Source organism: Blautia sp. aa_0143 (genome assembly GCF_004167315.1).
Classification (GTDB): Bacteria; Bacillota; Clostridia; order Lachnospirales; family Lachnospiraceae; genus Blautia_A; species Blautia_A fusiformis.
This window is the reverse complement of sequence record NZ_RCXU01000029.1, coordinates 36,108-49,148: the sequence shown is the minus strand read 5'-3', so window position 1 is coordinate 49,148 and position 13,041 is coordinate 36,108. Positions and strand designations below refer to the sequence as shown.

Sequence of the window (13,041 nt, the reverse complement as noted above, 5' to 3'; positions counted from 1 at the left end):
TCGCCGCAGAGCATTCCCCGTTCTACTGCGTCACGGATGTACTCAAATTCCTTACCTGTAAACGCAGGTCTGTTAAAATCAATCATGTATTTCCTCTTTATTTCTTATTCTTCATGGTTTTTCTACATTAACTGCACATTCCATTTTCTCACACTCATGTTGTAAATTCAATGCCTATTTTTCTGCCGGTGCATAATCCGGGATCTGATTATGGTATGCCACCTCCTGGCCGTTGGGATCCAGAATATGCATTTCCTCATAAAACTCTTCTGTGAGAAGATCCATTTCCTTACGATTCTCTGTTTTTACATAATATAATGCCAGATACGGATTAGGACCATGCTCAATGACCTTCTCTCCTTCCTGATAAAAGATCCAGGGCTTTTCCACCTGTTCTTTCTCTCCCAGCCGGACTGCCGCAGACTGATCTTCAATGGTAAGAAGCCTTCCCTGAAAATAAATGACAGCTCCACAGCACTGTGGTTTATGAACATCGTGTTCTGCAAGCATTTTTTCCAGTTTATCCGGATCATAGAGAGATGCAAGAAGAAGCTCTTCCATATTAAAGCCATAGACCATATCGGTCAATTCATGCTCATATCCGAAAAATCGTGCGGCGATCTCGCAGACCTGGATACCTTCTCCCGGCTTCCAGAAAAACTGCATGGAAAGGGCTCCGTCTTTCTGACCGGTTCTGTCCGCATATGCCTGAAGAAGTTCTGTGGCAGGCTTTTCAACTTTTGACAATAATCTGGAAGGATACACATTTCTTGTGCTGATGGGGATCTCACCTTTGGCAACAAATGTCTTTTCACGGTCTGCAATACTGATCACATGGACTTTTCCATGCCGCACCCAGGTCATCATATTGAATTCATAGCCATCGTTATATTCTTCCACCAAAATCTCCGGCATATCAGAAAATCCTGCTGTTTTTTCTGCCCCGTTTATCAGCTCCTCCAGATCTTCGGATATATAGATCCCGCGGGAGCCGTATTTATCCAGTGGCTTGCTGACCACCGGATAACGAAGTCCCTCAAGCAGCTCTTTCAGCTGAGTTCTTTTGGACCTGTCTTTAAAATATGCGATCGGGATTTTTCGAAAGCCTGGAGTGGGAAGTCCCAGTTCAGTAAGCAGTGCTCTGGTCGCTGATTTATCACGATACCAGGGAAGCTGCTCCGGTTTCAGATAACAGGGGATTCCTGCCCGGTCCGCGATCTTTACCATACATTCCAGAAGAAGGTCGGAAAAGGATGTGATGATCCCATCGATCTCTTTTTCTCGGCAGAGACAGGCGATCCGTTCCGTATCTGTTACCGGGATCTGAAATGCCTCATCTGCAAATTTTCTTGCCGGACCATCCGGATATCCGTCGCAGACAATGGTGTAGTATCCTTTTTCGCGGGCCTTCTGCACCAGCTGCTCAAATTCTCCCAACGTTCCCAGTATCAGCAATCTGTGTTTCATGATTCCGTTTCCTCCCATTCTCTTATGGAATCCGCGATATACTGCATTTCTTCTGTCCCGTATCTCTGGTCACAGGGAAGCGGCAGCACATTGGCAGCCCAGTCATATTCCATGGTATCCCTGTCAAATTCTTCCAGGATATTACGCCAGTTTGTCGGCACAAAAATCTTCCGGCCTGCCAGCCAGCGTCGAAGCTCTAATCCGTTCTTATGATAATACGGATAGGCAAACGGTCCCTCCGGCACCTCCCCTGTAAAAGCATTCCTTGAAGGAAGAAGCTGCGACAGCAGACGGTAGTTCTGTTCTCTTCTTGCTTTGATACCGGAATAATCCATAGTCCTGAGGAGGTTTCCGGTCAGACGGGACATTCGGCGGATCTCCATCTCATGATAATTTGCTGCATTATCCAGCATTTTCTGATAGAAGGTTCCGGCATCATATTCATAACGTCCCAGAATATGCTCCATTCTTCCCATGGAATGGTCCAGAGGCTTCTTTTCCGGTTCCAGTTCCGCATCGGTAGACAGATATGCTCCGTCACTGACTCCGAGAAATTTTCTGCAGGAGTACAGAGTGTCCACACCCGGCAGCGGCTTCTGAAAAAACGCATGCGTATGATCCACAATGATATTTCCATAGATTTTTTTATATTTCCGGATCTTATCATCGGTAAGCTGGCCATAATAATTTACCAGATACAGATATTCTCCTTCCGGAAGCGTTCTCTCCTCAAGGATCGGATGCAGACCTTCATCCATATGATAAAATTCGATTTCTGCCCCGGATTTCTCACAGGCACCGGTTACGGAATCGCAGAGAAAAAATGGCAGGTAGATCTTTTTGCACCTGCGTGCTTCCATCAGCCACAAAAGCGCTGTTCTTCCGAGATTCACGCCGCAGAGATCCGGATAGTATTCCTGTCCCGCCGGTTCTTCCAGTTCCAGATAGCCGCCGATCTCTTTTTTCATCAGTCTGTCTCCTCCTGACGGATCACATAGTGCGGCATCTTTTTGGCCTCATTGAGAATATTCATGAGATAAATACCGATGATCCCGATCGAAAGCAATGTCAGTCCGAAAAATGCCAGTATCACAAGCATCAGAGATGTCCAGCCTTCTACTGAGATCCCGCACAGAAAATATCTCACCAGATAATAGATCCCCAGTAAAAAGCTTACCAGAAAACTGGCAATGCCGATGTTTCGCACCATAAGCAACGGAAATGCCGTATGGGCAGTAATATCATAGATGAGATCCTTCACAAGGCGGCGAAAAGAATATCCGCTCTTTCCATATGCACGTGCTGCATGCTGCACCGGAACATTGATGATACGGTTGGAGCTTAAAACCAGAAGATTTCCAATCTGCGGAAGATATGTATTGGTCTTCAGCATGGCTTCCACCAGAAAACGGCGGATCAGTCGATAACTGGTGATCTGAAGGTTCGGATCCTTGCCGAGCATTTTGGAAGTTGCCCATACAGACAGCTTTGTGCCCAGCTTCCGGATCAGATTATGCTTACGTCCTTCATAGCTTGCGATGATCACATCCACATCGTCACGTTCCTTCATTACATTGATCATTTTGGGGAGCTCCTCAGGCTGATGCTGAAGGTCATCATCCATAGTTACGATGAACTCTCCCTTTGCGTGGGCAAATCCGCACAGAAGCGCAGGATGCTGTCCAAAATTCCTTGCCATCTGGATGATCTTGACACGGGGATCTTTTTCCCGGAGTTCTTGCATAACCGCAAAAGACCGGTCCCTGGACCCGTCATCTACAAGGATCAGTTCAAATTCTTCTTTTATCGTTTCACGGAATACTTTTTCCAGACGGGTGTACAGTTCCTGCAGCGTATGTTCTGAATTGTATACAGGAACAACCACTGAATATAAACACATATCGTTTTTCCTCTCTTTTGTATCAATTGACACTTATCGTTTAATCTTATCATTTTCATTTCCTGTTGTAAACCGTTACATTGTTCAAACATTTTCTTGCATAAACCTGCCGGATGATATATATTGATTATCAGTCTATGATAATCGCATTTATGATATGGAGGAAACATGACAAAAATCAAAGATTATATTCAGCTTCATCTGAATATCCTGCTGTTTTCTCTTACCAGCGTTTTTTCCAAGCTTGCATCGGTTTATTACAATAAAGAAGGGCTTCATAGTCCTCTTCTCTATGTATTTCTTTTTCTTATGATCGCAAACTGTGGGATCTACGCCATTGCATGGCAGCAGGTGATCAAAAAATTTTCCCTTTCCACGGCCTACGCCAACAAAAGCGTCTATCTTCTGTGGTCCCAGGTATGGGCTGTGATCATTTTTCACGAAAATCTTTCGCTTCAGAACATCATCGGCATCCTGATCGTTCTGATCGGAGTCTGGATGGTGCAGAGATATGAATAGAACGTTTATGCTGATCATGCTGGCAGGAACCTTTTTTTCGGCAATTTCCCAGGTACTTCTGAAGCAGAGTGCCAATATGGAATATAAAAATCCCCTCCGGGAATATCTGAACTGGCGGGTGATCCTGGCCTATGGTATCTTTTTTGGAGTGTTACTCCTGAATACCTGGTGCTACACCAAAGTGGATATGAAATTCGGACCGGTGATTGATACTGCCGCCTATGTTTTTGTCCTGCTGTTTTCCTGGCGGATCCTGAAAGAAAAGATTTCCCGCGGAAAGATCATCGGAAATCTGATCATCATCCTGGGAATCCTTGTTTATACCTTATGATCATAAAAATGCCGGCAGCTTTATGTTCGCTGCCGGCATTTTTTTATTTTTTCTTATTTGCTGCGGATACAGTTGTGTATACACCATCTTCATCGAATGTATAGCTCTTTCCGTTTTTCTCAATAGTACAGTTTTTGTACATGATTCCTGTTTCCGGATCAAAATAATATCTCTTTCCGTCCAGTTTGAGCCAGCCTCTCTGCATCTTTCCATTGGAGCCAAAATAATAGGTATGGCTTTCATTGTTTCCGCTCCATGTATAGAATACCTTTTTGACCATAACGCCGTCACCGCCAAAATAATATACATCATTCCTGCTGTTCATGTACCGCACATGTCTCATCATGTATCCGTATTTGGCCTGAAAATAATAATAGTCCTTTCCAACCTTTTTCATGCCCTTTAACGCATGTCCGTTTTTGTCAAAATAATATTTTTTCTCCTTATAGGTGATCCAAGTATTTTTCACAAGGACTCCATTTTTGTCTACATATCTGGAAATATTCTTGGAATCCCTGATCAGCTTTGAACGGCACATTCCTGCGGTCTTATGGATATAATATTTCTTATTTTTCACCTGAACCCAGCCGTATTTTTTGACACCATTGACATAATAAAATTTCTTTCCGTTCTCTGTTGCCCAGCCGGTTTTTCCTTTATAGTTGCTGGTATCCGGTCTGGTGGATGCCTTGTATCCGGTCTGTACATGCCATCTGGGTGTGATGATCTTGGTATAATCAACATAACCGAAGTCAATATCTACAGTAGAATAAGACGGGATTCCCGCAACCAGACCCTTGGTGGTATTCAGATATCCGCCACCGTCACCATCGGTGGACTGCCAGATGGTATATTTGTACTTTTTCTTGTCAGGAGCCGGGATCGTATCACCATACCGCGCAAGCCATACATCATAACCTGTCATCTTGCTCCAGTCAAGCTTGTTGTCATACCAGTCTGTATTGCAGTAGATCATTGGATGATATCCGGCTTTTTTTACCTCATTGCAGAAGGTCTTTGCCAGATCTGCGATCTGTGATGCGGAAAGATTGCGCATCTGATCATATTCAATGTCATAAACCACCGGATAGGATACTTTATATCCATCCATTTTACGGATAGCAAGCTGCGCTTCCTTCAGTGCCTGCTGTGTGTTCAGCGCAAGGCTGTACACATAGGTTCCTGTCGGAACTCCTGCCTTCTCTGCCTGTTTCATGTTGTAATCATATGTCTTATCCAGATGATTCAGACCATAGGAGATCCTGACAAAGGCAAAATCTACATTAGATTTTTTGACCTGGCTCCAGTTGATGGTATCCTGCCACTCAGAAACATCGATTCCACGTGTGACAGCACCTTCCAGCTTCTGGCCGCTTCCGTTATAGCAGACACCGTTGATCTTCTTCCAAGCCTTTGAACTTACCCTGGAATTCTGTGTTGCCTTCCCGCTGGGGACCTTTTCTTCCTCAGCAACTGCCTCGCTTCGGTCTACGCCTCCGCCGCCCATGGCCATCGCTGTAGTTCCCATTGTTCCGATTCCCAGCAGTGCTGCCATACAGCCTGCCACCAGCCATTTCTTCCAGTTTTTCATTTTAGTTTCCTTCCATAAATTATGTTGTTTATTTGTGCATGACTTTTATTATACATATGAAAAAATGGAAAGTAAAGCCATATATGGAAAAAGATCGATGTCAGCTTCATACAGCTGAACATCGGTCTTCAGTTATTCTATATATTTCTTTCTGGTACTGTTCGGTAAAGATCACGGAACTTCCGGGTCTGTAGGATCAAAGTTTCCGGCTCCACGGAAGGTTGCCAGCGGTCTGCGGCCTAACGGTCCCTTGAAGGATTCATTGTTAACGTAATTTCCGCTGCTGTAAATGTGGATCGTAGAACCGTTACAGTTCTCAAATACCCACTTCGCATCAGCCACACAGGTACGGATACATCCGTGAGATGCAGGCTGACCAAGCTTCAGGTACTCGCCTGCCGGAAGATTATAAACACTCCTGGTCGATCCGGCTACGGAATGGATAAAGATTCCTCCCTGTCCGCATCCGTCAACATGTGTTCCATACTGTCCCCAGGACGGTCCCATCAGTGGCTGCCATCTCAGACTGCGGGTCAGTCTGTATGTACCATCCCATGTAGGTGTTCCGGCGAGACCTACAGAAACACGGATTGTCTTAACAGGAATCGTCTTGCTACTATTTGTGTATACAGTCATAACACCGTTGGTCTTATCAACCTCCAGGTAATATGGTCCTCCGTAAATACTGGAAACATCATTGCGGCGGTAACCATCCTTATCAAAGTAATACAGTTTTCCATCGATCCATCTGCTTGTATTGGTCAGATACTTGGAACCGCTGTCCGGATCGATATATTTGACCTGATCATAGTAATCGCTGACGATCACCCAGCCGGTGGAAAAACGTCCCTGGCTGTCCAGATAACCATTTACGGAACCACGCTTCATAGATTTATTTGTCACAACGGTATAGTTCTGCAGATAGTACCAGTATTTACCGACCTTCTGCCAGCCTGACTTTTTCAGAACACCGTTGCCGCCTGCATAATACCACTTATTCTGGTAACGGATCAATGTACTCTTGTACATCCAGCCTCTGTGCGCATTGGCATCTGATGTTGCAAAGAAATAGTATTTTTTGCCGATCTTTGTTTTTCCTGTTGCAAGCTGTCCTGTGCTATTAAAGTAATAGCTCTTTTTGGAGGACTTGTTTGTTATCATCTGGCTCTTATAGTGGTTTCCGTTTTTGTCAAAGTAAAACCATCCGAAGAACTGGCCTTTTGCGTCGGTCACCTTCTGCCAGCCATATTTTTCAACAACTTTTCCTGCTGTGCTTCCGAAATAATAAATCTTGTTGGATGCTCCCGGACAGCCATGCCAGCAGTTCTTCCAGGAAACTCTCTGGCCATTGCCTCCGAAATAATATCTGCTGCCTTTATACTTCACAAGTTTTTTTGTAATGATGCGGCCCTTGCTGTCTGAAACATAATATGCGTTATTCTGCGCCTTCGCCATTGTATTCGTCATAACATAGCCGCTGGCATTCAGCATATATCGATATTTCTTGGACATTACAGGTGATACATAAACTCCATGTTTCATGATCTGTCCACGTGTGGCAGCCTTCGGACTACAATAGATAAAACGTTTTTGATTTTTGCTGTTTAAAACATATGTCCATCCGCCATAAAAAAGCTTTCCTGGAATCTCTCCTGCCTTTGATGCCGGCTGGAAGTAATACTGATATGTTGTGGAACCGGTTGTCAGCTTCAGGATTCCTGTTCGCGGTTTTCCGTTACGCATCAGTGTATAATAAGCATTTCCGATCTTCTTGATCTTGCCTACAAGGTTCTGAGCCTCTATGGATTTGTAATCACCCTGGGAATTATAATAGCGGAAAACAGTTCCTGTCCATAACCAGTAATTTCTCTTCTGCTGGCCAAGATTGGATGTCCACGGTGTGATTGCTTTTCCGGTGGAATCCGAATACAGGGAAGCTTTGGAGTTTTCGAGGAAATACCATTCTGTCTTCTGTGTTCCGGTATAACCTGCTGCACCTGGCTCACGGGTCATACGGCCGGTTACCAGATATCCGTCTTCATTAAAAAGATAATATCCCACATGTCCGTTGGTATTGATCTTAAGAAGACCATCCTGCGCAGTAAAATAATTATCTTCGATGGAACCTGTTTCTGATACCTGAGAAGCGTTCCCTTCATCCAGGGCAAGAGTCTCTGCGTTATCTACGCTCTCTGATGTTTCGGCTGCCGTCTCTGTTTCTGCGGGTGCTGTCTCTGCAGAAGCTTCTGCTGCGGATACTTCCTCTGTAGGCGCTTCTTCTGCTGTACCTTCCTCAGCTGCAGTCTCCTGCTCTCCTTCTGCTGACTCATTCTGGATCGCCTGAGCCTGATCACTCTCTGCTGCACCATCCGGAAGCTCTTCAGTCTGCTGTACTTCCTGTACTGCTGCAGCTGTTTCATCAACTGTTGTTTTCTGCTCTTCTTCACTGCTTTCTGCCGGATCCTCAGAAGCTTTTCCCTCCGGGGCTGCAGATGCAGCAACCTTCTTTTTGCGGAGTCTGTAAAAACCGTTTGCAGAAACCCAGTCACTTGTCTTGGCAACGACTACACCGTTTACCAGTGATGCTCCGGTAGCAGAAGTTTCCTCTGCCTTGTTGTTCTCTACTTTGTTCTGTACTGCGGTATCTGCTGACGGTGCATCCAGCTCCTGTGCATCACCTGCACTGAAATCATCGCCCGGATCTGTACTGTCTTCTGTTGTCGCATCCGGTGCTTCTGTAGCCTCCGGTGCTTCTGTAGTTTCCGGTGTTTCTGTAGCCTCCGGTGTTTCTGTAGTTTCCGGTGTTTCTATAACATCCGGTGTCTCTGCTGGATTCTCCGGTTCAACCGGTATTTCTTCTGAACTGTCAGTACTACCTGTCTGACCCGCTTCTGTCTCCGGCTGCTGTACAGTCGTTCCCTCTTCATCACTGAATACATCCTCAGCCGGATCGCCGGCTGTCTCTGCTGCCATCTGCACGTCTGTACTTCCCAAAGCCGCAGCGCCGGCTTCCAGAGTTCCGCCCATGCATAATGTCAGACTGAGAAAAATTGCCACAACTCTTCTCTTCACGATAATCCCTCCTGATCATGCTGCTGTAAATAATTATTGTATCTGTTACGTATCATTCGCCCAGTCCGCCTTCGATAAGAGCCACAAGCGCATCTATCGCAGCCTGTTCATCCTCACCCTCGCAGACCAGTGTGATCTCATCCCCGCTTTTAACACAGGCACCCAGAACACTCAGAACACTTTTGGCATTCGCTGTACCTCCGGCATACTGAAATGTTATGGACGATTTGTATTTTATTGCCTCGCCGCACAAAAGCCCTGCGGGACGAAGATGAAGCCCTGACGGGTTCCTGACCGTTACCTTATAACTTAACATTGCTGCTGTCTCCCTTTATATTACTTATCCTTCAAGCCTTGTCCAAAGCTGTGATTACTTACTGACTGCTGCTGTCTACATTGGAAACCTTGGAGATTTTGATCTCGGCGGTTACATCCTCCAGCAGCTTGTAGCCTTCCGGAAGGCTGATTTTGATCGGTACTTCGTAGCTGCCCTCCTCCCAGTCATCCATGGAAAGTGCTGCTCCTACCGACTTCAGATCAAATTGGGAAAGATCTCCATCTTCCGCCTGCACCTTCAGTTCAATATCCGCAACTTCAAACGCCAGCTGCAGATCATCAGGCAGACCCTTTACTTTGATATCCTCTGTCGGGAAGCTGTATATCTTACTGCCCTCCGGCAGGATATTGACTGTGATCCAGAGGTCCGTACTGGATCCAGATGTCAGCTTAAGGCCATCCGGAAGAAGTTCTGACAGGTTTACTTTCTTTTCCACGTCATTGCTCTTTCCTGAAATATCCACATTCTCATTATCAAGATAAATAGTATTTCCCTGAAGTTTCAGATTGTTCAGTGCTTCTTCACTTCCAGCTACGCTGAAAGTCTCCGGTACTGTCGTGACACTGTCCACAACATAACCTTCTGCCGGTTCTCCCGTATATCCCGCACTGATCCGTATATCAGAACGCACCTTCCAGAGCTTTGCCGTGACATTAACCTTTCCGTTGTTGTCAAATTTCAGATAGCTCATGGAATTTGATGAAAGTGTATCCTGATTCTTATCTGTGATGGTCAGTTCTGCGCCTGTGATCGTCGTATCCTGGTCGATTCCCTCAAGCTTTGAACTTACATCCACACTCACACTGTCTATCTTACCAACTAGGGATTCCGGTCCTGTAATACGGACTTTTTCCGGATTTGCGGTAAGCGAAGCAACCTCCAGCCCCTGTGCAGGCTTGCTGTCATCACTGGTAACGTTGATCGCAAATTCCTTGGTCACCTTTTTTTCCAGATGGACACTTAGATTCTGCGGTGACACCTGGATATTCTCTGGAAGTATCCCGGAACAGGTTGCTGTAATGGGGATCATTACAGGGTCTGTATCGGTAGACTGAGCCTGCTGCAGGTCTGCAACTGCCTTAATATCACTTGAGGTGAGACGGTTGACTATCTTCCGCTCACCTGTAATATAAACACGTACTGAATTTTCACGATCATCCTGCATGACCATCTTGCCCAGCTGATCCACATAAGCTTCATTGATGATCTGCACATCTGAGATCACAAAGCCTTTCGTAATGATAGGGTCATCAACATTTACTACGATCAGCCACACCAGGATTCCCACAATGATCGACATGATTTTCAAAGGGATGTTCTTAGTCAGATTTTTCTTCATGTTTCACTCTCCCTTTCAGCAGATTTCTCAGCTTACCGTTGTCAACAACCTTTTTATTCTGAGCAGAAACAAGTACTTCACGAAGCTGCTTACTGTTAAGCCCTCTGGATAACTCACCGCCTCTGGCCACAGAAACCTGTCCTGTCTCTTCCGAAACAATGATCGTAAGAGAATCCGTAGCTTCGCTGATACCCACACCTGCTCTGTGTCTTGTTCCCAGCTGTTTACTCAGTTCCATATTATCTGAAAGAGGCAGATAGCAGGTTGCTGCTACTACGCGGTTCCCCCGCACGATCACCGCTCCGTCATGAAGAGGTGTATTATGCTCAAAAATATTGATCAGTAGCTGACTGGTAAGGATACCGTCAATATTGATACCGGTTCTCACATATTCATCAAGCCGGATCTCTTCCTCGATTACGATCAGTGCTCCGGTCTTAACTTCACCCATATCAAAACAGGCCTTTACCAGTTCGTTGATAGTCTTGTCATTGAAACGCTCCTGCACTTCCCTGCCGGAATCAAAGGGAATAATGTTGGAAACAAACTTCTTCTGTCCCAGCTGCTCCAGCGCCTTTCTCAGCTCCGGCTGAAAGATTACGATCACACCGATCACCAGCACATTAGCCAGGTTCCGGAAGATCCAGAGGATCGTATTCATTTTGAAGATATATGCGACCAGGATAAATCCAAGGACGATCAAAATGCCCTTCAGAAGGGTATATGCACGTGTAAATTTGATCCATGCCATAAACTGATATACAAAAAAGGAAATCAGTCCGATCTCAATGATATCTATCACGCCAAGTCCCGGAAGGGAAATTTTCCCAAGATATCCGACCACAACTGTCAGCACATTCTGCATAAGTCTCCTCCTTTCTTCCTGAGCTATTCCAATCGTTCCTGTTTAAAGATCCTTCAGCGATTCCTCCAGCTGTTTTTCGAAATCGATCTTGTCCAATCCCTGCGGTTTCTCACTTACTGTATTTTCGGAAACCATATCCGGCATCTTTACTGTATGCATTTCGTTCTTCTCAGGAAATACATCATCACTGAAAGACACAACATTGTCTTCTTTTTTTTCTTCTTTTACCGGCTCCGCATTGATTTTTTTGATACTTCTCTCAGAAGTGGCGACTGATGCCTTCGGAACGGCTTTTACGTAGTAATAGTACTCATCATCCTCATATTCCAGACGTTCTGTTCTGCTGTAATCTCCGCCAAAAACAAAGAACTCCAGAACAAATCCTGCCAGTACGGAGATCACTGTGGACAGGATCATCGGCACCATGGCTACCGTAATACTAAGGCAGAAATCTCCGGCAAGGATAACCAGGATATAGATCACGCCACCGGCAATGACAGCGATCCTCCATGCATAATCAAACGCCCGTGTTCTCAGAAGGTTCACAAACAGGATCACTACCACAAACGCGATCACCGTGATCCACATTGCCCAGTTGTGGACAAGTCCGTCAGAGATCAGCTTCAGTTTTTCTGTGATCTCTGCAGCAGGATCACTGAGTGCCGCCGACTGTGCATGTACAAACCGTATAAAATAATAGATCACAACACCGCATCCGGCCGGAAGCGCTGACAATGCGCTACCCAGCAGGCCTGCTCCGATCGGCATAAGTGCAGGAACACCAAATCCGAAGGAAAGTGGTGTAAGGATCATTGCAAGATTCTGTGACCTGCTGAATCTTAGGAACAGGATCAGCATCAACAGAATAAGAAGCAGCATAAATCCTGCCGTTTCGATCCCGACTGCATAACAGTGCCCGATCATCAACGCAAATCCCAGAAACATCATCACGGAAACCGGAAGGATCGAACATACAAGCGCCAGGATCAGGACAACAAAAATATTATCCAGCTGTTTCATGTAACCCATATTGCTGTTGATCCAGAGAAAATAGGCAAATGCCAGAACAAACTTCAGGACCGGCAGTATATATACTTCATATTGTCCGTAAAATCTTTTGATATTCTGTTTGATCTCAAGTAAAGCTGTCATTTTCTATGTCCTCCTGCATTTCTCCGGACCGGATTTCTTTTTTCCTCCCGCCCGTAGATTTTTTCCAGTCTTGTAAGATCCTGATAATATTCCCTGACACTTTTTTTTGCCCGGAAATATTTCACAGAATACTGGATGTAGGTCAGTATCGAATATACAACAAGCACGATCAGATAACCGACGATGATATAGATTCCAACCTTGACCAGATTAATCTTATTCACATTATCCATAAGATATTCGCTGAAATATGCGGCAACGCCTGCAAGTCCCAATACATATCCGATCGTTACCAGAAAAAAGTTTCTGATCAGTGCAAGTCCAATATAATCACTTCGATAATATCTGCTCACCGGAAGATACTTCCTGCCTTCGCCATGTTCATACATAGCCAGACGGTTCATGATCTTCACTTTTTCTTCATTTACCATAAAAATAACTCCTCATAAGCTTTCTTTATCAGGAAAA

The 13,041-nt window shown here is 45.2% G+C and carries 12 protein-coding genes; 2 read left to right on the top strand and 10 right to left on the bottom strand.

The features are described from left to right. Positions 1-174: 174 nt before the first annotated feature. From EAI83_RS13970 to EAI83_RS13960, 3 genes are read right to left on the bottom strand one after another with little or no spacing between them, the layout of a single operon-like run. On the bottom strand, positions 175-1,467 hold the full coding sequence (locus tag EAI83_RS13970; RefSeq protein WP_015527416.1) for an ATP-grasp domain-containing protein: 1,293 nt from the start codon (positions 1,465-1,467) through the stop codon (positions 175-177). After that, positions 1,464-2,435 carry a hypothetical protein gene (locus EAI83_RS13965; protein WP_192926493.1) on the bottom strand — a complete coding sequence of 324 codons (972 nt, stop codon included), beginning with the start codon at positions 2,433-2,435 and terminating at the stop codon, positions 1,464-1,466. Before EAI83_RS13965 ends, EAI83_RS13970 begins: the two co-directional genes overlap by 4 nt. Beyond that, positions 2,435-3,367 (bottom strand): glycosyltransferase family 2 protein, encoded by a 933-nt coding sequence (locus EAI83_RS13960; RefSeq protein ID WP_129975792.1) that lies wholly within the window; start codon positions 3,365-3,367, stop codon positions 2,435-2,437. The genes EAI83_RS13965 and EAI83_RS13960 overlap by 1 nt, the downstream gene beginning before the upstream one ends. A 168-nt stretch (positions 3,368-3,535) precedes the next feature. Here EAI83_RS13960 and EAI83_RS13955 point away from each other — a divergent pair, with 168 nt between their 5' ends. Next, entirely contained in the window at positions 3,536-3,886 is a 351-nt protein-coding gene (locus EAI83_RS13955) for an EamA family transporter (protein ID WP_015527420.1), read from the top strand. Next, positions 3,879-4,217, top strand: coding sequence for an EamA family transporter (locus tag EAI83_RS13950; RefSeq protein WP_015527421.1), 339 nt, complete (start codon positions 3,879-3,881; stop codon positions 4,215-4,217). Before EAI83_RS13955 ends, EAI83_RS13950 begins: the two co-directional genes overlap by 8 nt. Before the next feature lie 43 nt (positions 4,218-4,260). Here the strand turns inward: EAI83_RS13950 and EAI83_RS13945 are convergent, their stop codons facing one another. From EAI83_RS13945 to EAI83_RS13915, 7 genes are all read right to left on the bottom strand, one after another. Further along, on the bottom strand, positions 4,261-5,808 hold the full coding sequence (locus tag EAI83_RS13945) for a GH25 family lysozyme (RefSeq protein ID WP_129975790.1): 1,548 nt from the start codon (positions 5,806-5,808) through the stop codon (positions 4,261-4,263). A gap of 171 nt (positions 5,809-5,979) precedes the next feature. Next, positions 5,980-8,880, bottom strand: a complete 2,901-nt coding sequence (locus tag EAI83_RS13940) for a L,D-transpeptidase (RefSeq protein ID WP_129975788.1) — start codon at positions 8,878-8,880, stop codon at positions 5,980-5,982. A gap of 52 nt (positions 8,881-8,932) precedes the next feature. Continuing rightward, positions 8,933-9,196, bottom strand: a complete 264-nt coding sequence (locus tag EAI83_RS13935) for an HPr family phosphocarrier protein (RefSeq protein WP_015527424.1) — start codon at positions 9,194-9,196, stop codon at positions 8,933-8,935. A gap of 58 nt (positions 9,197-9,254) precedes the next feature. Further along, entirely contained in the window at positions 9,255-10,556 is a 1,302-nt protein-coding gene (locus EAI83_RS13930; protein ID WP_021651894.1) for a CdaR family protein, read from the bottom strand. After that, on the bottom strand, positions 10,537-11,421 hold the full coding sequence (gene cdaA / locus EAI83_RS13925) for a diadenylate cyclase CdaA (protein WP_021651893.1): 885 nt from the start codon (positions 11,419-11,421) through the stop codon (positions 10,537-10,539). The genes EAI83_RS13930 and cdaA overlap by 20 nt, the downstream gene beginning before the upstream one ends. Before the next feature lie 42 nt (positions 11,422-11,463). Continuing rightward, positions 11,464-12,573 (bottom strand): hypothetical protein, encoded by a 1,110-nt coding sequence (locus EAI83_RS13920; RefSeq protein ID WP_021651892.1) that lies wholly within the window; start codon positions 12,571-12,573, stop codon positions 11,464-11,466. Next, complete coding sequence (locus tag EAI83_RS13915; protein ID WP_129975786.1) at positions 12,570-13,004, bottom strand: hypothetical protein; 435 nt, start codon at positions 13,002-13,004, stop codon at positions 12,570-12,572. Before EAI83_RS13915 ends, EAI83_RS13920 begins: the two co-directional genes overlap by 4 nt. Between the last annotated feature and the right edge of the window lie 37 nt (positions 13,005-13,041).